Annotated in this window: 26 protein-coding genes and 1 tRNA gene; 8 read left to right on the top strand and 19 right to left on the bottom strand. The window is 68.3% G+C overall.

Annotation, left to right across the window (positions count from 1 at the left end; all coding sequences use genetic code 11):
• Positions 1–228 (top strand): hypothetical protein, encoded by a 228-nt coding sequence (locus SJY20_RS06725; protein WP_380785858.1) that lies wholly within the window; start codon positions 1–3, stop codon positions 226–228.
• 28 nt (positions 229–256) lie between these two features.
• Here SJY20_RS06725 and SJY20_RS06720 read toward each other — a convergent pair whose 3' ends face one another.
• A complete protein-coding gene (locus tag SJY20_RS06720) occupies positions 257–454 on the bottom strand; it encodes a hypothetical protein (protein ID WP_380785856.1) in 198 nt (65 codons plus the stop codon).
• Positions 455–758: 304 nt separating this feature from the next.
• Between SJY20_RS06720 and SJY20_RS06715 the strand changes: the two genes are divergently transcribed.
• A complete protein-coding gene (locus tag SJY20_RS06715) occupies positions 759–1241 on the top strand; it encodes a DUF4142 domain-containing protein (protein WP_380785855.1) in 483 nt (160 codons plus the stop codon).
• 42 nt (positions 1242–1283) lie between these two features.
• Here SJY20_RS06715 and SJY20_RS06710 read toward each other — a convergent pair whose 3' ends face one another.
• The 4 genes from SJY20_RS06710 to SJY20_RS06695 form a co-directional block, all read right to left on the bottom strand.
• A complete protein-coding gene (locus SJY20_RS06710; RefSeq protein WP_380788599.1) occupies positions 1284–2132 on the bottom strand; it encodes a type 1 glutamine amidotransferase in 849 nt (282 codons plus the stop codon).
• Between the two features lie 98 nt (positions 2133–2230).
• Positions 2231–3628, bottom strand: a complete 1398-nt coding sequence (locus tag SJY20_RS06705) for an FAD/NAD(P)-binding protein (RefSeq protein WP_380785853.1) — start codon at positions 3626–3628, stop codon at positions 2231–2233.
• 27 nt (positions 3629–3655) lie between these two features.
• Entirely contained in the window at positions 3656–4939 is a 1284-nt protein-coding gene (locus SJY20_RS06700; protein WP_380785851.1) for an MFS transporter, read from the bottom strand.
• Positions 4936–5799 (bottom strand): TauD/TfdA dioxygenase family protein, encoded by an 864-nt coding sequence (locus SJY20_RS06695; protein WP_380785849.1) that lies wholly within the window; start codon positions 5797–5799, stop codon positions 4936–4938. Before SJY20_RS06695 ends, SJY20_RS06700 begins: the two co-directional genes overlap by 4 nt.
• Before the next feature lie 126 nt (positions 5800–5925).
• On the opposite strand from SJY20_RS06695, the gene SJY20_RS06690 reads away from it, so the two are divergent.
• Positions 5926–8340 (top strand): DUF3772 domain-containing protein, encoded by a 2415-nt coding sequence (locus tag SJY20_RS06690; RefSeq protein ID WP_380785848.1) that lies wholly within the window; start codon positions 5926–5928, stop codon positions 8338–8340.
• A 63-nt stretch (positions 8341–8403) separates the two neighbouring features.
• Here the strand turns inward: SJY20_RS06690 and SJY20_RS06685 are convergent, their stop codons facing one another.
• The 3 genes from SJY20_RS06685 to SJY20_RS06675 all read right to left on the bottom strand — a co-directional run bounded on the left by SJY20_RS06685 (position 8404) and on the right by SJY20_RS06675 (position 11287).
• On the bottom strand, positions 8404–10389 hold the full coding sequence (locus SJY20_RS06685; RefSeq protein ID WP_380785846.1) for a calcium-binding protein: 1986 nt from the start codon (positions 10387–10389) through the stop codon (positions 8404–8406).
• Between the two features lie 324 nt (positions 10390–10713).
• A tRNA-Cys gene (locus tag SJY20_RS06680) sits at positions 10714–10787 on the bottom strand.
• Positions 10788–10867: 80 nt separating this feature from the next.
• On the bottom strand, positions 10868–11287 hold the full coding sequence (locus SJY20_RS06675) for a (deoxy)nucleoside triphosphate pyrophosphohydrolase (protein ID WP_380785845.1): 420 nt from the start codon (positions 11285–11287) through the stop codon (positions 10868–10870).
• A 42-nt stretch (positions 11288–11329) separates the two neighbouring features.
• Between SJY20_RS06675 and SJY20_RS06670 the strand changes: the two genes are divergently transcribed.
• Positions 11330–11533 carry a Flp family type IVb pilin gene (locus SJY20_RS06670; protein ID WP_380785843.1) on the top strand — a complete coding sequence of 68 codons (204 nt, stop codon included), beginning with the start codon at positions 11330–11332 and terminating at the stop codon, positions 11531–11533.
• A 138-nt stretch (positions 11534–11671) separates the two neighbouring features.
• Positions 11672–11845 carry a Flp family type IVb pilin gene (locus SJY20_RS06665; RefSeq protein WP_380785842.1) on the top strand — a complete coding sequence of 58 codons (174 nt, stop codon included), beginning with the start codon at positions 11672–11674 and terminating at the stop codon, positions 11843–11845.
• 69 nt (positions 11846–11914) lie between these two features.
• On the opposite strand, the gene SJY20_RS06660 is transcribed toward SJY20_RS06665, so the two are convergent.
• Genes SJY20_RS06660 through SJY20_RS06645 form a run of 4 tightly spaced genes read right to left on the bottom strand, consistent with a single transcriptional unit; the run spans position 11915 to position 15731 of the window.
• A complete protein-coding gene (locus SJY20_RS06660) occupies positions 11915–12862 on the bottom strand; it encodes an acetyl-CoA carboxylase carboxyltransferase subunit alpha (protein WP_380785841.1) in 948 nt (315 codons plus the stop codon).
• 10 nt (positions 12863–12872) lie between these two features.
• Positions 12873–13796, bottom strand: a complete 924-nt coding sequence (locus tag SJY20_RS06655) for a tyrosine recombinase (RefSeq protein ID WP_380785839.1) — start codon at positions 13794–13796, stop codon at positions 12873–12875.
• On the bottom strand, positions 13793–15613 hold the full coding sequence (locus SJY20_RS06650; protein ID WP_380785837.1) for a hypothetical protein: 1821 nt from the start codon (positions 15611–15613) through the stop codon (positions 13793–13795). Before SJY20_RS06650 ends, SJY20_RS06655 begins: the two co-directional genes overlap by 4 nt.
• The gene (locus tag SJY20_RS06645) at positions 15597–15731 is read right to left on the bottom strand and encodes a hypothetical protein (RefSeq protein ID WP_277872714.1); all 135 of its coding nucleotides are present in this window, start codon (positions 15729–15731) and stop codon (positions 15597–15599) included. Before SJY20_RS06645 ends, SJY20_RS06650 begins: the two co-directional genes overlap by 17 nt.
• Positions 15732–15807: 76 nt before the next feature.
• Here SJY20_RS06645 and SJY20_RS06640 point away from each other — a divergent pair, with 76 nt between their 5' ends.
• From SJY20_RS06640 to SJY20_RS06630, 3 genes are read left to right on the top strand one after another with little or no spacing between them, the layout of a single operon-like run.
• Positions 15808–16362 carry a shikimate kinase gene (locus SJY20_RS06640; protein ID WP_380785836.1) on the top strand — a complete coding sequence of 185 codons (555 nt, stop codon included), beginning with the start codon at positions 15808–15810 and terminating at the stop codon, positions 16360–16362.
• The gene (aroB, locus tag SJY20_RS06635) at positions 16359–17459 is read left to right on the top strand and encodes a 3-dehydroquinate synthase (protein WP_380785834.1); all 1101 of its coding nucleotides are present in this window, start codon (positions 16359–16361) and stop codon (positions 17457–17459) included. Before SJY20_RS06640 ends, aroB begins: the two co-directional genes overlap by 4 nt.
• Positions 17459–17599, top strand: coding sequence for a DUF2256 domain-containing protein (locus tag SJY20_RS06630; protein WP_380785833.1), 141 nt, complete (start codon positions 17459–17461; stop codon positions 17597–17599). Before aroB ends, SJY20_RS06630 begins: the two co-directional genes overlap by 1 nt.
• Before the next feature lie 127 nt (positions 17600–17726).
• Here SJY20_RS06630 and SJY20_RS06625 read toward each other — a convergent pair whose 3' ends face one another.
• The 7 genes from SJY20_RS06625 to SJY20_RS06595 all read right to left on the bottom strand — a co-directional run bounded on the left by SJY20_RS06625 (position 17727) and on the right by SJY20_RS06595 (position 24599).
• Positions 17727–18053 carry a DUF423 domain-containing protein gene (locus tag SJY20_RS06625; RefSeq protein WP_380785831.1) on the bottom strand — a complete coding sequence of 109 codons (327 nt, stop codon included), beginning with the start codon at positions 18051–18053 and terminating at the stop codon, positions 17727–17729.
• A complete protein-coding gene (locus tag SJY20_RS06620; RefSeq protein ID WP_380785830.1) occupies positions 18050–19807 on the bottom strand; it encodes a cation:proton antiporter in 1758 nt (585 codons plus the stop codon). Before SJY20_RS06620 ends, SJY20_RS06625 begins: the two co-directional genes overlap by 4 nt.
• Positions 19807–20247 carry an iron-sulfur cluster assembly scaffold protein gene (locus tag SJY20_RS06615; RefSeq protein ID WP_380785829.1) on the bottom strand — a complete coding sequence of 147 codons (441 nt, stop codon included), beginning with the start codon at positions 20245–20247 and terminating at the stop codon, positions 19807–19809. The genes SJY20_RS06620 and SJY20_RS06615 overlap by 1 nt, the downstream gene beginning before the upstream one ends.
• Positions 20244–20813: a CvpA family protein gene (locus SJY20_RS06610; RefSeq protein WP_380785828.1), complete on the bottom strand. Its 570-nt coding sequence runs from the start codon at positions 20811–20813 to the stop codon at positions 20244–20246. Before SJY20_RS06610 ends, SJY20_RS06615 begins: the two co-directional genes overlap by 4 nt.
• Before the next feature lie 196 nt (positions 20814–21009).
• Entirely contained in the window at positions 21010–22380 is a 1371-nt protein-coding gene (radA, locus tag SJY20_RS06605; protein ID WP_380785827.1) for a DNA repair protein RadA, read from the bottom strand.
• Positions 22381–22575: 195 nt separating this feature from the next.
• Positions 22576–23898, bottom strand: coding sequence for a PQQ-binding-like beta-propeller repeat protein (locus SJY20_RS06600; RefSeq protein ID WP_380785826.1), 1323 nt, complete (start codon positions 23896–23898; stop codon positions 22576–22578).
• Entirely contained in the window at positions 23895–24599 is a 705-nt protein-coding gene (locus SJY20_RS06595) for a tetratricopeptide repeat protein (protein WP_380785825.1), read from the bottom strand. The genes SJY20_RS06600 and SJY20_RS06595 overlap by 4 nt, the downstream gene beginning before the upstream one ends.
• Between the last annotated feature and the right edge of the window lie 5 nt (positions 24600–24604).

Raw genomic sequence — 24604 nt, 5'->3', positions numbered from 1 at the left:
ATGTCCGACGATCCCAACGTTCAGCCCGAGCCGCAGAGTTTCGCCGATCTGGCAAACCAGCCGACGGGATCGGGCGTGGCCGACGAGCAGATCGCGTTCATGGAGGCTGCGCTAGAGGGCGCTACTACGGATGCCGGCGTCGAGGACGGGCGGGTCGTCGATCCAGACGTGCTGGCGCCGACCGTAGGCGGTTCGGCGGAGGACGAAAGCGAAGCACAGCCGAGCTAGTCTCGCCCGGTGTGGGCTGAACTGCCGCTCAGGTCGGCTTCATGGTCCGCCGCATTTCCGCCGTCGCGCGCTGCCCCATTGCATCGGTGGCAGCGGCAATCAACTGTTCCGCGAGGAACAGGGCGTCTTTGGGGGCCAGTGTGACGGCGCATCTGGACCCGTCGACCAGTACATATCCCTCGTCGGCGACTGCGACGAAGGTATCGGTACGCAGTGTTTCGATCATGCGATCCTCCTGTAACGAAGCTACGTCCCTGAAGGGCGTCGGGATGCATGTATATTCAATATGTTAGGCTGAGATTTCGAAGGGTTGAAATGTAAGCTAGGCTGTCTGGTTTGGGGCCTATACGACGTGCTCGCGCCGGTTCGCTGCGATACATCGCTGTTCGTTACGACCACAGTATTGATCTGTGTTGTGCCTTTTTCGTTTAGATTTAGCGAAGATCACGCAACTCAAGGCCTGCGCGATGGAACTCTAGACGCATCCGATACCTTATCGCTTCACGCAGAACGAAGCGTAGGAGAGATGTATGAACCGAGTTTTACTTGCCGCCGCCCTGATTGCCGTGCCGACCTTGGCAGCAGCACAGGCAGCACCGACCCCCGCCACCTATGTCATGAAGGCCGGTGCCGGCGATCAGTATGAAATCCAGTCGAGCAAGCTGGTCATGGCAACGACCACGAACACCGCACTGAAGCAGTTCGCGACGATGATGGTCAGCGATCACACTAAGAGCACCGCGGACGTCAAGGCCGCTGCGATGCAGTCGAAGCTGACCCCCAAGCCGCCGATGCTCGACGCGATGGGTCGCAAGAATATCGCGGCGCTGAAGGCTGCGAAGGGTACGACGCGCGACACGCTGTACATCACGCAGCAGAAGACGGCGCATCAGCAGGCGCTGGCGCTGCACCAGGGCTATGCCTCGTCCGGCACGGCGCCGGCACTGAAGCAGGTCGCGGCCGGGATCGCTCCGGTCGTGCAGCATCACATCGAGATGCTCTCGTCCATGTAACGGATTGGGTCCGGTTCGCTACGGCGGGCCGGACCTGTCTTTTCACCGATCGTCGTTGTCCTCGACAAGATGGTTGAGGAAATTTGTCAGTTCCAGACGCCGGTTTGCCTCGGTGGCAAATTCGCGATCGACCCCAAGCGACCACATCGCCGAAAGACGATCGGGTTCGTGCTGCAGGATGTCGAGTTGAGCGGCTCGGCATTCGACGTCGTCCGTCGTTTCGGCAAGCCCCGCCGCGACGATGTCGCTAGCCTGGCGGCGAAGCGCTGCGGCGATTTCTCCGGGCGCGAGCTCGGGATGATATTGCACTCCCCAGAAAATCCCGCCTGCATGGCGTATTTCGGCGGCCTGGATCGCGGTGACGCCATTCGTCGCGAGTAATGTCGCGTCGGCCGGCAGTGCCTCCACTTCGTCGCCGTGGATCGCGGGTGCGTCCCAGCTTGGCGGGCGTCCGGCGAGCAGAGGATGGCCCTGCCCCGCCTCGGTCGCGGTGATGCGGCGTGCGACGCCGGCTTCCATCGGCCCGGGCATTTTGCGCACCTTTCCTCCCGCCGCCGCGACCGCGAGTTGCAGGCCCGCGCAGGAGCCGAAGGACTGCGTGCCCGACGCGAATACCGTCCGCATGAAGGCCAGTTGCCGGCGCACCTCCGGAGTGTCGTCATAGACGTGGAGCGGCGAGCCGGTGATGAAGACGGCATCGAACGCGCGCATCGCTTCGATGTCGATCACGTCGGCGTCTTCATCGGCGGGGGCGACGATAGCGATGTCGGCATCGGGGCGAAGCTGCGCCAAGGTGGCGGCGTAGGTTTCGCCCGAGCTCTTGCCGACGCTGCGGCGACGCGTCTTGCGCTCGTCCTCGGTTTCACTCTCTGCGACTAGAAAACGTAACAAGGGCTGTCCTTCACCACCGGGCCGAGCAGGCTGAACGCGCCAGTCGGCATTTCGTGCGGAGTGAGGAGAATATCCGTTACGGTTGCTTGGGGCTGAACTTACAGCCCTTCGCCGCCGACCCATTGCGCGTTGGACAGGCGGCGGGCGAGGTCCCAGCTCTGCTGGCGGATGTCGGGGACCGCGACGACTTCCCAAAGGCCGCCGCGGGTCATCGGGCCGATGCAGTGGAGGCGTTCGTCGGCGCTGCCGTCGCGGCGGATCGCGCGGGACTGCGCGTCGACGTCGACGCCCAGGCGGAGCGGATCGGGACGGATCGCACCGCTGTCGAGCAGATGGCGGACGAGCGGTTCGTCGGAGCGCAGCAGATCGCCCTGCGGCCCGGTGCAATTGACGATCCGCGCGGCGCGGGTGACGACGGGGTCGATGCTGCCCCGCGGGCGCCAGGTCAGGTCGGCGTGGTCCCCCTGCCCGACCGCGCCGACCAGCTTGCCGGCGACGAAGCGCAGCCGCCCCGATTCGACCAGCGCATCGACTCGGTCGGCGACATTGGGCGCCAGACGGTGGCGGTGGACGTCCCAATAGGGGCGGAGGTGGCGCAGGAAGCGCGCGCGGTCGGCGTGCGATGCGGCGCCCCACATCATCTGCGTGACCGGGCGGAGTTCGTCGACCGCGGCGCGCCACCCGATCTCCGCGGTGCGGGCGCGGACGTGGACGATCAGGTCGGCGAGCCCCCCTTGCGGCTTTTCCGATACACCGCGCGTCGCCGATGCGCCGTCGACATGGCGACGCGGGACCAGGCCCCGCCGCGACAACGCGAGCATGGTGCCGCCGAACCCCCGCGCGTCGAGCAGCAGCGCAGCGTCGATCGCGGTCAGCCCGGTGCCGACCAGCACCACAGTGTCGTCGTCGCGCAGGCCGTCGGCAAGGTCCGCCGCCCACGGATCGGGGCAATAGACGCGGTCCGGCAGCGCATTGGGGGACAAGCCCGGCGGCGTGTGCGGCGGCAGATTGCCGAGCGCGAGCACCGCGCTGTCGGCGACGACCGTCTCGCCATCCGCCATCGTCAGCGTGATCCGGCCTGCGGAGTCGAGCGCGCAGACTTCGCCTTCCGCCAGTACCAGCCGTCCGTCGGCCTGTGCGTGCGTTGCGTCGAGCATGTCGCGCAGGTAGCGGCCATAGGTGGTGCGGGGCACGAAACTGGTGCGATCCCCCTCCCCTCGCTCGCCGAGCCAGCGGACGAAGTTATCGGGATCGTCGGGCAGCGCGCTCATGTTGCCGGCGCGCACGTTGAGCAGGTGGCTAGGGTGCGCGGCGCTGTAGGCGACCCCACGCGCGAGCTGGCGCGGACGGCGCTCGATCAGGGTCGCGCGCGGGCCGCCGTGGCGCATCAGGTTGATCGCCAGCAGCGTCCCCGAAAAGCCGCCGCCGACGATGACGACATGGTCCTCGGGTCCCGCAATGCGCGTGCCGCCGCCGTTGCTGATGCTGGTTGTCATGACGATGCCCGATAGCGGGATCGCCTGCTACGCGCCATCCTGAGCGCGCGCGACGAACGGCCGGTCGGGGCGCATGAAGACGGTCAGCCCCGCTCCCACCAGCAGCAGCGCGATCGAGCCGCAGAACGGCGCCGTCCAGCTGCCGGTCCAGTCGAGCAGCGCACCGAACACCAGCGGCGAGGTGATCCCGGCGATCCCGAACCCGAAATTCATCATCCCGCTGGCGGTGCCGGCATGGTCGGGGGCGATATCCATCGGCACTGCCCAGATCGGCGCGACCACCAGTTCGGAGAAGAAGAACGCCAGCGACAGGCAGATCGCGACGGTGTTGAGATCGTGGGTCATGACCACCGGGATCAGGAACACGAACGCGCCGAGCATGCCGGTGACGATGACGTTGCGCCGGGCGGACTGGAGGTTGCCGGTCTTGCGATAGATGCGGTCGCTGACGATGCCGCCGACCGCATCACCCGCGACCCCGCCGAGCAGCACGCCCGCGGAGAACAATGCGGAATGCGCGAGATCGAGGTGGAAGTTCTTGAAGAAGAACGACGGCAGCCAGGTCAGGAACACCCACAGCGTCCAGCCATAGCAGAAGTCGACCGCGGTCACCGGCGCGATCCGCTTCGCCAGTTGCAGCCACAGCGCGCGCGACACCGGCACGCGCGGCTTTGCGGATGGCAGCGCGGCCCGGTCGGCCTCGGTCATGCCGGGATGCTTTCGCGGATCGTCGCGCGCGACCAGCAGCCAGCACACGATCCAGACCAGGTTGAGCAGCCCGAGCGCGATGAACGCGCCGCGCCACGACACGAAGGCGAGGATGCCGACGATCAGCGGCGGCGTCAGCGCATTGCCGAGGCGCGCCGCGGCATGGGTGACGCCCTGCGCGAAACCCCAGCGCGAGGCCGGCAGCCACGTCGCGATCGCGCGCGTCGCGCTGGGGAACGCGAAGCCTTCGCCGAAGCCGAGCGCCAGCCGCAGCGCGAACAGCGAGGCGAGGCCGCCGACGAACCCGGTCAGGATCGTCGCCGCGCTGACCAGCAGGCCGCAGAACAACAATGTCCTGCGCGTGCCGAAACGGTCGCTGATCCAGCCGCCGAACAGCTGGATCAGCGCATAGGGGTAGGAAAACGCCGAGACCGCCAGCCCGAACTGGACGTTGGTAAGCTTGAGGTCGGCGGTCATGCTGGGCGCGACCGTCGCGATGTTCACGCGCTCGATATAGAGCACCAGGTACATCAGGCAGAGCACCGCCAGCACCTGGTTGGGCACGCTCAGCCCGAACCGGCGGCGCGACAACGCGCCGCTCACGCAGGGCGGCTTTCGCCCTTGATCTGGGTCCGGTGCATCACCCGGCGGCTGTCCGGATCGAACGGATCGCGGCGATGCATGGTGCAGCGATTGTCCCACAGCACCAGGTCGCCGGGCCGCCAGACATTGGTCCAGGTATGCGGGCTATGCTCGACCTGGTCCCACAGCGCGTCGAGCAATGCCTCGGACTCGGCGAGGTCCAGGCCCTCGACGTAAGCATTGCGGCGACGGCCGAGATAGAGCGCCTGCCGCCCGGTCTCGGGGTGGGTGTAGACGATCGGGTGGAGCGCGCCCGGCGCCTCGCGCGGGTCGTCGCTGGGGATCACGCCCTGGCGGACGAAACCGCCGCTGTTGTAGGTGCCGTCGTGCTTTACGCGCAGCCCGGCGATCCGCTGTTTCAGCGCGTCGGGCAGCGAGTCGTAGACCGCGTACATATTGACGAAGCTGGTGTTTCCGCCGGTCGGCGGGACCTCCAGCGCATAGAGCGCGCTCGCCTTGGGCGGCAGCTCGGTATAGGACATGTCGGTGTGCCAGACCGCCTCGCCATTGCCGAGGCTGCCGATCGGCTGGCCGTTCTCGACGACGTTCGACACGACATACAGCTCGGGCATGCCGCCGACGAAGCGGCGCCCGGTTTCCTGCACCGGCGCATGGTCGAGTTCGCCGAGCCGGCGGCTGAACGCGATCAGATCGGCGTCGCTCAGCTGCTGGTCGCGGAACAACAGGACGAGGTTGTCGAGCCACGCCTGCTTCACATCGGCGAACCCGGTCGCGTCGATCGTACGCAGATCGATCCCGCGGATCTCCGCGCCTAGCCCGCCGTCGGTAACGCGGACGTCCAGAGTCTGTTCGTCGGTCATGGTCACTCCTGCATGCGGCACGGAACATAGGTTGCGACGCGCGATGCGGGCGCACCGATTTCTTGGGGTTCGCCCAGATTTGGTTTCCCGCCCCAAAATCCGTCGGGCGGGTGTATAGGCCGAGCGATGACAGAACGATCGACGACGCGCGCCCGGCTGCTCTGGCTGGCGATACTCACCCTGTTCTGGGCGCAACCGGTGGCCGCACAGGTCGTGCCGCCCGACCCGGTCGCGACCGCGGTCGCCGCGATCGCGCAGGCATCGACGGATGTGCAGGCGACCGACCGCTTGCTCGACACCCGGCTGGACCAGGACGGCCAGCGCGCGGTCACTGCAAAGCTGGCGGCGGCGCGCAAGTCGGCGTCGGACAGCGCGGATACGCTGCAGACGCAGATCACGATGATCGACGCGCGGATCGCGCAGCTCGGGGCCCCGACACCGGGCGTTGCCGAAGCGCCGGATATCGCCGCGCAGCGCCGCCTGCTCGCGCAACAGCGGTCGACGATCGATTCGGCGATCAAGCGCGCGCGGCTGCTGGTGATCGAATCGAAGCAGATCGACGACGAACTCGACGCGACGATCGCGGCGCGGCGGGGACGGCAGCTCGCGCAGCAATTGCCGTCGGTGCTGACCCCGAGCTTCTGGGGTCCGCTTGCCGAAGCGGTACCGGGCGACGTGACCCGGATCGGTCAGCTCGCGCATATGGGGTTCAGGACCGCGGTCGCGGGCGGTCGCGGGCCGCATGGCTGGCTGGCGGTGCTGGGCCTGCTGGTCGCGATCCTGGTGCTGGGACCGGTGCGGATGCGGCTGCGGACGATCGGCCGGCAATATGCGATCGACAACGTGCCGGGCCACCGCGTGCGGCGGTCGGGCTATGCACTGTGGCGGCTGGTGATCGGCACCGCGACGCCGGGAATGGCTGCGCTGGCATTCGTCTGGGGCATGGGCGCGGCCAACATGGTCGACGAGCGGTGGGCGCCGATCGTCGCGGCGCTGGTGCCGGCGACCTTCGTCGCCGCGTTCATCACCGCGCTGGCGGGGGCGCTACTGCTGCGCAACCAGCCGTCGTGGCGGTTGCTGCCGATCGATGACGCGCTGGCAGATGCGCTGCGGCCATGGAGCTGGGGGTTGGCGGTGCTCGCGCTGGTCGACCCGCTTTTGCTGGCCATCAACGATGCCGCCCGCGCCAGCCGCGCGGCGCATACCGCCGCCGACACCGCCGAAGCCGTGCTGACGCTGATGGTCGCGATCGGCGTGCTGGTCACGATCGCCCGCCAGCGACGCGCGGCGCGCAACCGGCTCGAGGCGGAGGGCGGCGAGGCCGCATCGGGGTTTGCGCATCCGACGATCGCGTTGATCGCGCTGGTCGTGACCGCGACGACGATCGGCGCGGCGATCGCGATCCTCGGCGGCTATATCGGGCTGGCGCTGTGGCTGATGCGATCGGTGATCTTCTGGCCGGCGATCGTGGTCGGCGCGCTATATATCCTGCTGACGGTGGCCGACGACGTCGCCACCAGCCTGTTCGCGGCGTCCAGCCGGCCCGGTATCCTGATCGGCCGCAGCATCGGCATCCGGCCGAGCGCGATCGACCAGTTCGGCGTGCTGCTGTCGGGCGTGCTGAGGCTGGTGCTGATAGTGTTTGCGCTGGGCGCGATCCTGACCCCGTTCGGTACCGGGTTCGGCTCGTTCTTCTCGCAGCTCGGCACGCTGTCGGACGGGCTGACGATCGGCCAGGTGACGATCTCGCCGGGGGCGGTGCTGCGCGCGTTGCTGGTGTTCGGCGTCGGGCTGGCGCTGGCGCGCGGTTTCCTGGGCTGGCTGAACACGCGCTATCTGCCGACCACCGAGCTGGACGACAGTGCGCGGAATTCGGTCGGGCTGGTAGCGCGCTATATCGGCATCCTGATCGCGGTGCTGTGGGGGCTGGCCGCGCTCGGCATCGGGCTGGAGCGGATCGCGCTGCTGCTGTCGGCACTGTCGGTCGGCATCGGCTTCGGCCTGCAGGCGATCACGCAGAACTTCGTCTCGGGGCTGATCCTGCTCGCCGAGCGACCCGTCAAGATCGGCGACCTGATCCGGATCGGCGCGGACGAGGGCGACGTCAAGCGGATCAGCGTGCGGTCGACCGAGATCGTGCTTGGCGATCATTCGACGCTGATCGTGCCGAACTCGAAGCTGATCACCGAGACGGTGCTGAACAAGACGCTGTCGAATGCGCTGGGGCGGATCCAGATCCTGTTCACGGTGCCGCTGAACACCGATCCGGGCCCGGTGCGCGCGATCGTGCTGCAGGCGTTCGCGGACGCGGAGGCGGTTCTCGCCACGCCCGCGCCGGTGGTGTTCCTCGATGGGATCGTCGACGGGCGGATCGGCTTCAACTGCATGGCGCACGTCAGCGGACCGCGCGAGGCCTATCCGACGCGCAGCGCGGTGCTGATGCAGATCCTGCAGCGGTTCGCGGCAGAGGGGATCGACGTCGGCACGCCCAACACCCGGCTGGAACTGGTCGGCGGCACCCGGCCCGACGGGATCGCCTGACACGAAAAAGCCGGCCCGGGATCGCTCCCCGGCCGGCCGTTTCAGTCACTCGTCGGTACGCGATCAGGCGAAGATGAAGGCATCCTGATGCGGTGCCGCAGCTGCGCCGTAGACGTCGATCGCGAAGTCCGCTGCTCCGTCGCCGTTGGTGTCGCCCTGGACGACGTAATGGCCCGCATCGCTTGCGGCGGAGACGGTCAGCTGGCCGGCCTGGCCGCTGAAGCTGTCGACCAGCGTGAAGCGGTCGAGCGCGTTGGCGTTGCCCTGCACCGCGTCGACCGAGCGCAGGTCGATACGGTCGCCCGCGGCCTGGTTGAAGTCCAAGATCGAGTCATGTGCCGCGGCATTGGCGACGAAGCTGTCCGCCCCTGCCCCACCGGTGAGCGTGTTGTTGCCCAGACCGCCGACGAGGATGTCGTTGCCGTCGCCACCGTCGAGCACGTCGTTGCCCTGCCCGCCGAACAGCGTATCGTTGCCGATCCCACCGATCAGCGTGTCGTCACCCTGGTTGCCGTAGAGCGCGTCGTCGCCCTGGCCGCCGTACAGCGTGTCGTTGCCGAACCCGCCGTTGAGGGTGTCGTTGTCCTGGTTGCCGAACAGCGTGTCGTTGCCGTCGCCGCCGAACAGCGTGTCGTTGCCGAACCCGCCGGTCAGAACGTTGGCGGCGCCATCACCGGTCAACGTATCCGCGAAGGCCGATCCGGTCAGGTTGGCGATGTCGTGCAGCGTATCGGTGGAGACACCGGTGGCCTGTGCGACTGCTGCGGATCCGGCGATACCCTGCCCGACCAGCGTTACCGTCACGCCCGAGGCGGCGTTGATGTAGCCCGCGGTATCCGAACCACCGTCGCCAAAGACATCGTTGATGCCCTTGCCGCCCTCGAGATGATCATTGCCGAGATTGCCGTGAAGCACGTCGTCGCCCTGGCCGCCGAACAACGAGTCGTCGCCCTGGCCGCCGAACAGCTGGTCGTTGCCGGCATTGCCGTAAAGCGTGTCGTTGCCGGTGTTGCCGTACACCAGATCGTCGCCGCCGCCCGCGGTGATGACGTCGTTGCCTGCGCCACCGGCGATGTAGTCGGTGCCGTCGCCGGTCGTCACGGTGTCGTTGCCGGTGCCGGTGGTGATGCGGAAGTTCTCGACGCCCATGAAGTCGGCCTTGGCGCCCGACAGATCGGCGATCGACCCGACATAGCCGCCGGCGAGGTTGCCGCTGGTGACGCCGCCGGTGACTGCGGTCACGGCTGCAGAATAATCGACGATCAGCTGGTCGGTACCCGCGCCGGCGACGATGGTGTCCTGTCCGCCGGTGATGGTGATGACGTCGTTGCCGGCACCCGAGGTGATCGAATCCGCCCCGTTGCCGGTGGTGATGACGTCGGCGCCGCCGCCCGTGGTGATCGTGTTGGCACCGTTGCCGGCCTCGACGCGGTTGCCGCCGTCGCCTGCGACGATGGTGTCGGCATCGTTGCCGCCCACGATCAGGTTGACGCCGTTGCCCGCGGTGATGGTGTTGGCACCGTTGCCGGCGCGAACTTCGTTGTTGCCGTTGCCAACAGTGAGGGTGTCGGCGCCGCTACCGGTCAGGATGGTGAAATCCTCGAACCCGCCGTTGATGGTGACGAGACGCCCGCCGCTGCCGGCTTCGGCGAAGTTCGACAGCGAATCACCGGATACGGCGCCGGTCGCGAGGCTGTAGTCGACGATCAGGCGATCCTGCCCCAGCCCGCCGCTGACCGCGTCGGCGCCGCCCGAGACCTGGATGACGTTGTCGCCGTCGTTGCCGACGATCATGTTGCCGTCGGCGCCGTCGAACACGTTGATCGGTGCGGTGCCGCCGAGCGTCACGCTGGTGACGCCGCCGGCGAGGTTGAGCACGATGCCGGTCGAGGTGGCGTCGCCCTGGATCGTCATGCCGGTATAGAGGACCGAGGCGACTTCGCCGGAATAGCCGGATTCGAGCAGAATAACGTCGCCCGGACCGCCTGCGGTCATGGCGTCTTGAATGGAGCGGAAGGTCGAGTTCGGACCGACGGTCAGGGTAGCCATGCGAGTATCCTTAGCGTCGGGCGGAAGCTGCACGCATCCCGTCCGCGATCGCATATATCTCAAGGAACGCCCCGCCAGCGTTGCAGAATAGGCCAGTAAGGCATACCGAAGGCGAAGATCTCAGGGCCGGAACCCGAATAGCGCCATATCCGGCAAGCCGAACTAGTCGATGCCGGTCAAACATAGATCAGGCTGAATAGTTCCAAACTGAATCTAGGCAGTTGTCCGCGCCGATCTTCGAGGCACTCGAGATTCCGAATTTCCGAGCGTCGGACAGCGTCGCACGGCGTCGCTAATCTCGTATCTGAAGGGGGTCAGCGCGATTGGAGGCCCGACCGGGAATCGAACCCGGGTGCGAGGATTTGCAGTCCTCTACGTCACCACTCCGCCATCGGGCCTCGATCGCGTGAAGGCGGCGCAAATGCGGGGGTTTTGGCCGATGGTCAACCCCGCGTTTGCGTCGGCGGTACGCGAACGCTCAGATAAGCGCGTCGAGCAGGCCGATCAGCGGGCGATCGGCGGGCGGCATCGGCAGCGCGTACATCTCTGCGGGACGGACCCATTTCAGCGCCGTGGCCTCCAGCGCGCGCGGCACCCCGACCCATTTTCGCGCGATGTAGAGCAGCAGCAACAGATGCCGGTCGCCGAGCGGTGCGCTGGCGAAGGCGCCGGGGGCGAGGCACGCATGCGGCACCGCGATCCCCAGTTCCTCTTCGAGCTCGCGGATCAGCGCGACCTCCGGGGTCTCCCCAGCCTCGACCTTGCCGCCGGGGAATTCCCATAGCCCGGCCAGCGACTTGCCCTCGGGACGCTGCTGCAGCAGCACCCGCCCGTCCCGATCCACCAGCGCTGCCGCGACGACCGGCAACAACAGGCTCGATACTCCGACATCGGTCATTTGTTGGTCATTCGTTAAGTCCCTGCCGCTAGGCTCCATGCCATGAAGCTGCCCATGCCCGCCGTAAAGCGCGTCGTCGCTACGCTCGTCCGCCTGACGCGCGACCGGCGCGGGGCGACTGCGATCGAATACGGGCTGATCCTGGCGCTGGTGTTCCTGGGTATGCTGCTCGCGCTGACGGCGCTCGCCGACAAGACGATCGGGCTGTGGAACTACGTCGATGTCAGCGTCGCCGCCGCGCATTGATGACGCCGAATTCGACGTCCCGCCGATTTCGCAGCGATCTTAAACTTTTATCAACCCGGCCCCCGTATCGGTCGAAACGCTGATCCGGTCTGTCCGGCGCAGCCGGGTGACTGAAACAATCTAACGATGGAGACCGGAATGAAGACGATTCGCAAGTTCCTGAAGAACAACAAGGGCGCCACCGCAATCGAGTACGGCCTGATTGCCGCACTGATCGCCGTCGCCGCCATGGCCGCAATGTCGGGCCTCGCTGGTTCGCTGAACAAGACGTTCAACAACGTCTCGGGCAAGCTCGGCAGCGCAGTGAGCTAATAGGTTCCCATAAGGACCTATTGAATGGGGCGGCGGAACTTCGGTTCCGCCGCCCTTTTTCGTTTGTGCTTAGAGGCGACCCATCTGCAGGAACTTGGCCTGGCGGTCGCGGCGCAGTTCGGCCGGCGACAGTTGCACGAGCTCACCGAGCGCATCCGACAGCGCGCCGCCCAGTAGGTCGATCGCACCGGCCGGATCGCGGTGCGCGCCGCCCAGCGGTTCGGGGACGATCGCGTCGATCACGCCGAACGCCTTGAGGTCCTGCGCGGTGATCTTCATCGCCTCGGCGGCTTCCGGCGCCTTGTCCGCGGTGCGCCACAGGATCGAAGCGCAGCCCTCAGGCGAAATCACCGAATAGACCGCGTGTTCGAACATCAGCACGCGGTTGCCCGCTGCCAGCGCCACCGCGCCGCCGGAACCGCCTTCGCCGACGATCGCACTGACGATCGGGACGCCGGCGCCGAGACAGGCCTCGGTCGAGCGGGCGATCGCCTCGGCCTGGCCGCGCTCCTCGGCCTGGATGCCGGGGAATGCGCCGGATGTGTCGACCAGCGTGACGACCGGCAGGCCGAATCGGTCTGCGAGCTCGACCAGGCGAATCGCCTTCCGATAGCCCTCGGGCTTGCCCATGCCGAAATTGTGACGGAGCCGGCTGGCGGTGTCATCGCCCTTCTCGTGGCCCAGCACCATGATCTTGCGCCCGCGGAAGATCGCGAAGCCGCCTAGGATCGCCTGGTCGTCGCCGAACGCGCGATCGCCCGCCAGTGGCACGAACTCGTCGAACAGCGCCGCGACGTAATCCTTGAAGTGCGGGCGTTCGGGATGGCGCGCGACCTGCGTCTTCTGCCACGGCGTCAGCCGCGCGAAGGTGTCCTTCAACAGCTTGTCGGACTTGGCCTGGAGCCGGGTGATATCGGCGGTGAGGTCGACGCTGCCTTCGGCGGCGGTGTCGCGGAGTTCGTCGATCCGGCCCTGGAGTTCGGCGATCGGTTTCTCGAAGTCGAGGAAGCTTGGCATGCGCCCGCGGTTACGGCGCGCGTGGCGGCACGTCAACGCGGGCGGGTACATCGGCGAGCGGGTGGCGGCTGTTGACCAGCTCGACCAGCCGGCTGGCGTCGACATGCGTATAGATCTCGGTGGTCGCGATATCGGCGTGGCCGAGCATCGATTGCAGCGCGCGCAGGTCCGCCCCGCCCTCCAGCAGATGCGTCGCGAACGCATGGCGCAGGACGTGCGGCGAGACGCGGTCCGGCGGCACCCCGGCGTCGGCGGCAAGCGCCTTGACGAGCTGGTAGAGGCGGATCCGCGAGAGGTGCCCCTTGCCCGACGGGAACAACCAGAGCCGGTCGCTATCGACATGATCGCGCCACACCGCAACCGCGGCGCGCGCGCGGTCCGAGATCGGGACCAGGCGTTCGCGGCCGCCCTTGCCGCGCAGGATCAGGAACGGCCGATCGGGGTGGACCGCGTTGCGCGGCAGGCTGACGAGCTCGGTCGCGCGCAGCCCCGAGCCGTAGAGCAGCTCGATCAGCGCGGCCAGGCGCAGGTCGTTGGGATCGGCGATCGGTCGCGCCTGGCGCTCGGCGACCGCGGCGAACAGCCGGTCGACGTCGGCGTGGCTGAGCACTTTTGGCAGCGGGCGGGCGGTGCCGGGACGGGGCAGCGCCTTGCCGGGGTCGTCGGCGCGGTGGCCCTCGTCGGCGAGGAACGCGTAGAACCGCCGCAGCGACGCCGATTTGCGCGCGACGGTGGACCGCGACAGCGCCGCCCAGTCGTTGGCGACGCGGGTCAGCGCATCGGCATCGGCGGCGGCGAGCCCGCCGTCGAGCCGCTGCGACGCTAGCGCGAGGTCGCTGCGATAAGCGGCCACGGTGTTCGGGGCCGCGCCTGCCTCGGCGGTCATCATCTCAAGGAACCGGTCGATCAGCGCGTGATCGGCCAGCGCCGTCATGCCCGCGCGATCGCCTCCGCCGCGATCATCCGCGCTTCGCCGTCGAGGCCGACCGCACGCAGCGCGCCGACGATCCGGTAGAGCGCCTCGGGCGGCACCCCCTTCCACGACGAGGTCTGCATGCCGGTCGCCGCAAGCAGCGCGACGGTGCCCGCCTGCCCGGCGCGCGCCGCCGAATCGAGCGCGCGCGTCCAGCTGTTCTCGGCACCGATGCGGACGTCGAGCGCCTGCGCAGCGCGTTCGACATCGGCCGGCGACAGGCGACCCAGGCCGGCGAGCCCGGCGAACAGCATGCGCTGCTTCAACGCCGAATCGCCCTCGTCACCGGAATAGGCGGCCAGATCGCTATAGCCGACGCGGCCGTACGCGTCGGGATCGCCGAGCAGGATCATCGCCCAGGCATCGCTGCCGGTATCGACCCGGGTACGCCAGCGCGCCGCGGTGCGATCGAGCCCGGCGGACAGCATCGACGCCACCAGCCGGTCGTTCTCGGCCTTGTCCTTCGCCGCGGGCATCCGCGCCGCCGCACGCGCGGTCAGCACCAGCCGCGCATAGGATGGCCGCGCCGAGCCATCGCCCCATATCTGCCGCAGCGCCGCCATCCCCGCGTCGCTGTCGCGATCGGCATAGGCGGTCTGCAGGTCGCGCGCGGTCGCGGTGGTCGTGCTCTGCACGGTGTCGTCGTCGGCCGCGGCGCTGTAGAGATCGACCAGCGCGGCGCTCGACAGCACGCCCTGCCCCGCCGCTGCCTCGGCCGCACCGATGCGGTCGGCCAGCGTCATGCTCGGCGAGAGCGCACGCCAATAGGTCACCTGCGGCCCGGCGGTCGCGTAGAGCGCGTCGGGCACCGCCACCGCGGTCGCCATCGCCAGCCCGAACCGCCAGCTCGTCAGCTGATCGACGCCGTCCCATTCGATCGTCACCGCCTGGCGCCCCTGCGCGCCAGCACCGATCACTTTCTGCGCCAGCAACAGGTCGATCCCGCTGGCGACGTTGCGACGGCGCGCGGTCGTCAGCAGCGGCCCGGCCTGCGCCGGATAGCCCGACAGCCCGGCGCACATCGCCTGCGCCATCGTCCAGCCGCGCGCCGGCGCGACCCGCATCGCGCCTGTGACCAGCGGACACAGCCCGCCGGGATCGCCGTTCGCCAGCGCCGTGTTCATCGCGACCTGATAGAGTTTCGGCGTATAGTTGTCGGTGTCGACGCCCTGCACGACGGCACGGGCGGCGACCGATTCGCCCATCCGCAGCAACAGCCAGCCGCGTTCGGCGGCGAAATCGGCACCGTTGACGTTACGCGGCGTATCGAGCCGCGACGCCAGCGTCCGGCGCAGCAGGATCGACATCCAGCGCGACGGCAGCGGCGCGCTCAAATGCCGCATCAGACGCTCGACATAGCGACCATCGGCAGTCCCGAAGGCGTCGGCGTCGAGGCCGCCCTGCCCGGTCCCGACCGGACCGACGGTGTCGAGCGAGCGGCGCGCGGAAGCCGGCATCTCATATTGCGCGAGCACCGCCGGATCGACCGTGGGCGTCGCCGCAGCAGCAGCCGCCGGATCGGGCGTCGCCGAAGGATCGACGGCCGGTGTCGGCAGCGGCTGTACGGTCGCGGTCGGCGGGATCGGCGTTCCGGTACGCGGCGCAGGCGTTGGGGTCGGGCTGGGTGCCGGCGCAGGCGCGGGGGCATCGCCGAACCCTGGCGGCAGGATCGATTCGGGCTTGTCCTGCCCGATCGCGGGCGCCAGCGCGGCAAACCCGCCGACGGTGACCCCAGCAGCGACCAGCGCCGCCAGCGAAAGCTTAGGAAAGGTTCGCAAGCGTCACGGCCTTCTCGACGCGGGTCTGCGGACGCTCGGTCGCGCGGCCGGCGAGCAGGAACAACCCGCCCACGATCACGACGAGGATGACGACGACCGAAAGAAGCAGGCGGGACATGGCGAACCTTAAACGACCGGAGGAAACGCGCACGGCGTTTCCCACCGCGCGACGCCGCTGTATAGCGCGTGCCAGCATGTTGCAAAGCCACAACCCCGATGCCCGGCCCGCGAAGGGGCTGCCGACCGATCGACCGATCGTGCTGGTGGGCCTGATGGGGGTCGGCAAGACCACCGTCGGACGCCGTCTGGCGCAGCGCCTGCGGCTGCCGTTCGTCGATGCGGACCACGAGATCGAGGCCGCGGCGGGGATGACTGTCGCCGAAATCTTCGAACGGTTCGGCGAGCCGTATTTCCGCGACGGCGAGCGCCGCGTGATCTCGCGGCTGGTCGACGGCACGCCCAAGGTGATCGCGACCGGCGGCGGCGCGTTCATCAACGACGACACGCGGGCGCTGATTTTGTCGGCGTCGACCTCGATCTGGCTGAGCGCGCGGCCGGAAGTGCTCGCCGAGCGCGTCGGCCGGCGCGACACGCGGCCGCTGCTGCGCAACCGCGATGCGAAGGAGGTGCTGGCCGAACTGGCGCGCGTCCGCAACCCGATCTACGCGCAGGCGCATATCCACATCGCCAGCCAGAAGGCGCCGCACGAGGCGACCGTGGCGGCCATCTTGAAAGCCTTGCGCGCATGAAGACGATCACCGTGGAATTGGGCGCACGGACCTATCCGATCCTGATCGAAGCGGGGCTGCTTGCGCGCGCCGCCGATCATCTGGCGCCGCTCGCGCGCGGGCGGACGATGGCGATCGTCACCGACGAGAATCTGGCGCCGCATCTCGCGACGCTGCAGGGCGCGCTGACCGCGGCGGGGGTCGCGAGCGAGACGATCGTGCTGGAGCCGGGTGAAGGCAGCAAGAGCTGGGCGACGCTGGAACGGCTGTGCGACCGGCTGCTCGACCTGGGGATCGAACGCGGTGACCATGTCGTGGCACTGGGCGGGGGCGTGATCGGCGACCTGGTCGGGTTCGCCTGCGCGATCCTCAAGCGCGGCTGCAAGTTCGTGCAGATCCCGACCAGCCTGCTCGCGCAGGTCGACAGCTCGGTCGGCGGCAAGACCGCGATCAACACCCGCGCGGGCAAGAATTTGATCGGTGCGTTCCACCAGCCGGCGATGGTGCTGATCGATCCTGCGGTGCTCGACACGCTGCCGCCGCGCGAACTGCGCGCGGGCTATGCCGAGGTCGTCAAATACGGGCTGATCGACGATTTCGCGTTCTTCGAATGGTGCGAGGCGAATGGCGCGGCGTTGCTGGCGGGCGATTTGGAACTGCGCGAATATGCGATCGCGCACAGCGTCGCGGCGAAGGCGCGGATCGTTGCCGCGGACGAGCACGAGACCAACGGCACGCGTGCGCTGCTCAACCTGGGGCATACGTTCGGCCATGCGTTGGAGGCGGAGACGGGGTTCTCGCAGGCGCTGATCCACGGCGAGGGCGTCGCGGCGGGGTGTGCGCTCGCGTTCGGGTTTTCGGCGGCACAGGGGCTGTGTCCGGGCCAGGACTCGACACGGGTCGCGGCGCATTGGCGCAGTGTTGGGCTGCCCGACGGCCTTGCCGCCGCGCGGATCGAGGCTAGCGGCGCGAAACTTGTCGATCATATGCGGCACGACAAGAAGATGGCGGCGGGTACCCTGCCCTTCCTGCTCGCGCGCGGGATCGGGCGGACGTTTCTCGACAAGACCGTCGATCTCGCCGACGTCGAGGCGTTCCTCGACGCGCAGCCGCGCTGATGCCGACCGGGGTCAAGAAGCAGGATTTGCCGATCAAGATGTGCCCGGCGTGCGAGCGGCCGTTTGCGTGGCGGAAGAAGTGGGCGCGGGATTGGGAGAGCGTGGTCTATTGTTCGGACCGGTGCCGGAAGAAGCGGTGATCCCCGCCGCCCCGTCATCCTGACGAAAGTCAGGACCCAGGGTAACGAACGCAGCGCTGCTTGGCTCTGGGTCCTGACTTTCGTCAGGATGACGGTAGGCGTGAGGGTGACGGGGTGGGTAGCGGGGTCAGCCGCGCGCGTTCCATGCCAGCCACAGCCACCCGCCGATAAGCAGTGCGCCACCAATCGGCGTGATCGCGCCGAACCAGCGCGGGGCACCGAGCGCCATTGCGTAGAGCGTGATCGCGAAGATTGCGGCGCCGGCGACGAACAGCCAGGCCGGGCCCTTGTGCCCCATCTGCACCGCGACCAGCGCCGCGACGACGTGGACCAACTGATACTGCGCACCGGTGCGGAGCCATTCCGCTGCGCTGCCGCTCGCGCCGTGCGCGCCGAACGCGCCGGCTGCGACCGCCAGGGCGCCCGACAGCGCTGCCAGAACCAGAAGTATCATCGCGGTTCATTCCCCCAGGGAAAGCGTTCGGCAGTCTCGGTCCGCGCGGCGCGGATGTCGCCGGCCTCGATCTGCAACGCCAGGCGTTCCTTGTCCTTGGCGCGATATTTGTCCTCCGCGCGGTCGATGTCGGCGGGCGAGACGTCGAGCCCGCGCAACGCGATCCGCGCCATCTTGACCGCGGATTCGAGGACTTCGCGGACGATGAAATCGGCCGAGGTCTTCTTGAGCTTCACCAGTGCGCGGCGATCGAACACGCGGACGTAGATCGACGCCTTGGGAAAGGCCTCGTGGATCGCGTCGAGCGTGGCGGGTTCGATCTGGTCGCCGTCCATGCAGAAGCAGATCAGCTCGGCATCCGCGGCGCCAGCCTGGCGGAGCAGGTCCAGCCGGGTGCCGTCGCCGTAATAGACCTTCGCGCCGAATTCCTGAGCGATGTCGATCATCTCGATATCGGTATCGATCAGCGTCACCGGAATGCCCTGCAACAGCAGCATCTGGCCGACGGTCTGGCCGAACCGCCCATAGCCGACGATGATCGCGTTGGCGCCGTCGGCCTTGGGACCGTCGCGCTCGCCGCCCTCGACGAGGGGCTCGGCCCGGAAGCGCTTGGTGATGCCCATCAGGAACGGCGTCGTCGCCATCGACAGCGTGATGATCGCGCCGAACAGGCTCGCTGCCTCGGGCTTGATCAGATACCCGGCCTGCGCCTGTGCGAAGAGGACGAAGCCGAATTCGCCGCCCTGACTCAGCAAAAGGCCGAGTGCGAATGCCTGGCGCCACGTCATTTTGAACGCGAGGCCGATCGCCATGATCACGCCGGTCTTGGTAACGATCAGCGCCAGCGCCATCGCCAGCACGAAGAACGGCCGGTCGGCGATCGCCTGGAGGTTGAGCAGCATGCCGACCGCAAGGAAGAACAGCCCGAGCAGGATCGAGCGGAACGGTTCGACATCGGCCTCGAGTTCGTGGCGGTACGGGCTGTCGGCGAGCATCACACCGGCGATGAACGCGCCGAGCGCGGTCGACAGGCCGAGGAACTCCATCACCGCGGCGCTGGCGATGACGGTGAACAGCCCGGCGAACACGAACATCTCGCGCTCGCCGAGATTGCCGATCAGCCGGAACATCGGCCGCAACAGGAAGCGCCCGGCGATGATCAGCCCGCCGATCGCAAGTACGGTGTAGATCGCGAGCAGCCATCCCGGTGGCGCGTTGGCGTCGGCGGGGTTGCGGCTCATCGCCGCGACGATCGTGATCAACGGCACGATCGACAGGTCCTGGAACAGCAGGATCGAGAACGCGCGCTCGCCGAACGGGGTACGCATGCGGCCCGACGACTGCAGCATCGGCAGCACCTGCGCGGTCGACGATAGCGCCAGCGGCAGCCCGAGCGCGAGCGCCGCGGTCGGCGAGAAATGCGCGAGCCAGACGATCGCGGTGATCGCCAGTCCGCACAGCACGACCTGGAGCAGGCCTAACCCGAAGATCTCCTCCTTCATCCGCCACAACCGCGTCGGGTTCAGTTCGAGCCCGACGAGGAACAGCAGCAGCGTGATGCCGAGTTCGGCGATCCCCAGCTTCGCCTCGGCATCGCCGACCATGCCGAGCACATGCGGCCCGACGACAGCGCCGGCGACGAGATAGCCCAGCGTCGCACCGAGCCCGAGCTTGCGGAACAGCAGGACGAAGACCAGTCCCGCGCCGAGCATGACGACGCCGTCGCGCAGCAGGGACGTGGTGCCCTCGTGCATCAGCACGCCGCCTTCGCGGTGGCGGCGGCTTCGACCGCGGCTTGGGCGGCGGCTTCGAACGCGAGGCGGATCGAGGGGTGGCGCGCGGTGTAATCGAGCGCCGGGGTGAAGATCGCGATGCCGGGCCAGTCGGGTTGCTCGCCCTTGCCCGCGAGCCAGTCGGTCAGCGCGTCGCGTGCGGCGGCGACTTCCTCGGGGGTGCGGCCGATCACGTTCGCGGCGAGCAGCGACGACGAGGCCTGGCCGAGCGCGCAGGCACGGACCAGCATCCCGACCTCGCCGACGCGGCCCGCGTCGTCGAGCGCGACGTCGACGGTCACCCGGCTGCCGCAGATCGCCGAGCGCTTCTCGACGCTCGCCATCGGCTCTGCGAGGCGTTCGTGATGCGGGATCGTGGCGGCGAGCCGCAGGATCTCGGCGTTGTAGAGGGGCGCGCTCACTGGCTGGGTTCACTTGTATTCGAGGTCGACGAAAGCGGCGGCGTCCGCGCGCCGAACACCGGCAGGCCGCGGCGGCGGCGGTCGACGAAATCGGCGATGCTGGCGCTGGTCGCGTTGAGCAGCGGATAGGTGCGCGAGCCGGTCATCCACACCGGCCGCCGCGATGGCCCGCCGTGCAGCGTGTCGAGGACCAGCGTGGTCAGCAGGAAGGCGAGGCTGGCAAGGATCAGGCCCTTCAGCGCGCCGAAACCGAAGCCGAGCGCGCGGTCGACGGGGCCGAGGATCGAGGTCCGCGTGCGCTTGCCGATCGCGTTGGCGACCAGCCGCCCGCCGATATAGGTGACGCCGGCGATCAGCGCGAACGCGAGGACGGCGGCGCCGGAAACGGTGCCGACGACGGGCGTCAGCATCGCGGCGAGCGGGACGTGGAACAGCTTCAGCACCGCGACGATGCCGATCCAGGCGAACAGCGACAGCACTTCGGTCACGAACCCGCGCAGCAGACCGAGGATCGCGGACCCGGCGACGGCGAGGAGGACGATGATATCGAGCGCGGTCAGGTTCATGCGGTAGGGAATAGGGATGCGGGGGGCTCAGGGCTAGTGCCGGAACGGCGTGCGAGCGTTGCTCCCCTCCCTGAAAGGGAGGGGTTGGGGGTGGGTCGGCTCGTGGGGAGCGCGGTGTTTCCTCGAAAGCTACCCACCCCCGACCCCTCCCTTTCAGGGAGGGGAGCGCGCCTGACTGTGCCTGACGGTCTGCCTTCTACCCGCGCCCGAGCATATGTTCGACGAATGCGCCGAGCGTCTTGAACCCTTGCAGGCGCATCCCCGATTTCTCGTCCGTCATCGACGCCGGCACCATCGCACGTTCGAAGCCGAGCTTGCTCGCTTCCTTCAACCGCAGCGGACCGTGGGCGACCGGGCGGATCTCGCCGGACAAGGCGACTTCGCCGAACGCGACCGCGTCGACCGGCACCGGGCGTTCGGCCATCGCCGAGATCAGCGCAGCTGCGACCGCGAGATCGGCGGCGGGGTCCTGCACGCGGTAGCCGCCGGCGATGTTCAGATAGACTTCGGCCGACGAGAAACTCAGCCCGCAGCGCGCCTCCAGCACCGCAAGGATCATCGCGAGCCGGCCCGAATCCCAGCCGACCACCGCACGCCTGGGCGTCGCGCCGCTGGCCAGCCGGACGGTCAGCGCCTGGATCTCGACCAGCACCGGCCGCGTGCCCTCTAGCGCGGGGAACACCGTCGCGCCGGTCATCGCGTCATCGCGGTGGGTGAGGAACAGCGACGATGGGTTGCCGACTTCGGCCAGCCCCTCGGTCTGCATCGAGAACACGCCGATCTCGTCGGTGCCGCCGAAGCGGTTCTTGATCGCGCGGAGGATGCGGTACTGGTGGCTGCGCTCGCCCTCGAAGCTCAGCACGGTGTCGACCATGTGTTCGAGCACGCGGGGGCCCGCGATTGATCCGTCCTTGGTGACGTGGCCGACCAGCACCACCGCGGTGCCGCGTTCCTTGGCGAAGCGGATGAGCTCCTGTGCCGATGCGCGGACCTGGCTGACGGTGCCGGGCGCGCCCTCGATCAGGTCGGAGTGCATCGTCTGGATCGAATCGATCACGAGCAAGGCGGGCGGACGCGTCTGCAGCGTGGTCAGGATGTCGCGGGTCGAAGTCGCCGCGGCGAGTTGCACCGGCGCGTCGCCCAGGCCCAGCCGACGGGCGCGCAGCCGGACCTGGTCCGCGGCTTCCTCGCCCGAAACATAGGCGACCGACTGGCCGGCCAGCGCCATCTTTGCTGCCGCCTGGAGCAGCAAGGTCGACTTGCCGATGCCGGGATCGCCGCCGATCAGCGTCGCGGAGCCCTCGACGAAGCCGCCGCCGAGCGCGCGGTCGAGTTCGGCGATACCGGTCGCCATCCGGTCGGGCAGCTTGATCTCGGCGTCGAGCCCTACCAGCTGGATCGCGCGGCCACCGGTCTGGAGGTTATGCTTCGAATGGAACGGCGTCGCGGCGGTGTTCGCCTCCTCAACCAGCGTATTCCATTCCGCGCAATCGGCGCACTGGCCGGCCCAGCGCGAGGCGACAGACCCACAGGCCTGGCATACGTATCGTTTTTGGGGTTTCGCCATGGGGGCGATGTAGCAAGTCTGGAACGATAGGGGAACATGCGTGGTGCGTGCTCCCAGCTCCGATCCGTCATCCCCGCGGAGGCGGGGACCCATATCCTCCAACGACGAGATGGAGCCGCGCGGCTAGCCAGTATGGGTTCCCGCCTTCGCGGGAATGACGGAGGTTTGGGGGGAGCAGCAGTTCCCCCCAACCCATCACCGGTACGCGGTGATTTTGCCCTTCTGGTCGAGCGTGTAGAGCGTCGAATTCGCGACGATCGGCGGCAGCGTGAACGCCGCCTTGGTCTCGACGGTGGAGGCGACGGCGCCGTCGCCCGGGTTGACGTAGACGATCTCGCCGCGCGAATTGGTCAGGATCAGGTGGTTGCCGGCGAGCACCGGGCCGAACCACGTCACCGCGTTGCTGCGCTTCTTCTCGTTCTGGAAGCGCTTCAGCTGTGCGATCCAGCGAGCCTTGCCGTTGGTGCGCGACAGGCAGACCAGGCGTGCATCGTCCGTGACCACGAACAGCCATTCGCCCGCGATCCACGGCGTCGAGATGCCCGCGAAGTTCTGCTCCCACAGGCGCTGGCCGGTGGCGAGTTCGAGCGCGACCATGCGGCCACCCTGCCCGACCGCATAGACCCTGCCGTTGTCGATCACCGGCGCGGCATCGATGTCCGACAGGCTCGATACCGACGTCGTCACCGAGGTGCGCGACAAGGCGTCCTGCCACAGGATGCGGCCATTCTCGTAACGATAGGCGCTGAGTTCGCCGCTCGAGAAGCCGGCCACCACGGTGCCCTGGCTGACCGCGGGGGCCGCGACGCCGAACACGCCCTGGGTTTCCAGCGTGCCCGACTGGACCCACTGGACCTTGCCGTCGCCCTGATCGAGCGAGAAGATCTGGTTGTCCTGCGTCAGCACATAGACCGAGCCGTTGGACACGGTGGGCGAGCCGCGCAACGGGCCGCCGGGCTTGACGCGCCACAGCTGCTTGCCATCCGCGGCGTTGAGCGCGACGACGTCGCCGACGCCGTCGGTCGCATAGACCTTGCCGTCGTCATAGCTGACGCCGCCGCCGAAGCGCGCGCTGGCGTTGAGCTTGCCCTCGGTCAGCGGGGTGGTCCAGAGCGGCGCGCCGGTGTCGGCGGCATAGGCGTGGATCACCGCGGCGACATCCGACACGAACAGCTTGTTGTCGGCGACGACCGGTGCCGCGGCGAGCCGCTCGCGGTTGGAGCCGCCGTTGATCCCGACCTGCCACGCGCGGGTCGGCGCGTTGCCGAGCGCGAGCTGGCCGAGCGAGTGCGCCGGGTTGCCGCCGGGCTGTGCCCAGCTGTCGTTCGGGGCCGCCGCGGGCAGCAGGACCTGGACGTCGGCGATCGTCTTGTCGGTCTCGACCTCGTTCTCCGAGACCAGGATCGGGACGCGTTCGCCGACCGTCGGGGTCTTCTTGGCCCCGCCCTTGAAGATGCCGCAGCCGCCAAGGGCCAGCAACGCAGCCACCGCGACGCTTACGCGATAGGAATTCTTCATTTGGATACCTCGATAGGGGTCGCATTCGGCGTGGCGTCGACGCCCAGTACGCCCGCCATCTGAACCGCGCGTTGACGGATCGTGTCGGGCACGTTCGGATCGCGCGCGACCTGGCCGAACAGCGTCCCGGCCTGCGCGCGCTGGTTGAGGCGGATATAGGCGACGCCTACCATCTCGCCGGCGCTGCCGAGCCACGGGCCGCCCGGCACCGCGAGCGGCCGCAGCCGCTCGACCACGACCTGCGGCTTCAGCGTGTCGTATTCGGCCGAGGTCTGGCGGATCAGCGCGAGATCGCGGAACGGCTTGGCCAGCGACGTATCGGCGGCGACCGTCGCGAACTTCTGCGCGGCACCCTTCAGGTCGTTCTTCTGCAACAGGATGTCGGCCTGCGTGAACATCGCCAGCGCGCGGTATCCGTCGCGGCTCGACCCGGCCAGTTCGCCGAGCGACTTCGATGCGGCGGACACGTTGTTGGCGGCCAGCGAATTATACGCGGCCTGCAACTGCTCGCCCTCGACGCCCGCAGCCTCGGCCTGGCGGTGCTGCCAGTAGAGGAAGCCGCCCAGCACCGCGAGCGCGGCAACGACCGCCACCGCGACCCACAGGCCCCAGCGGGTCCAAAACCCGGCAAGCTGGTCGCGACGCAGTTCCTCGTCGACCTCGCGCAGGAATGCTTCATCGGTTTTCGGCGGCAGGGCCAAGGACA

The organism is Sphingomonas sp. R86521, from assembly GCF_042466235.1.
GTDB lineage: Bacteria > Pseudomonadota > Alphaproteobacteria > Sphingomonadales > Sphingomonadaceae > Sphingomonas.
The sequence above is the reverse complement of the archived record's forward strand: the minus strand, read 5'-3'. Positions and strand labels throughout refer to the sequence as shown.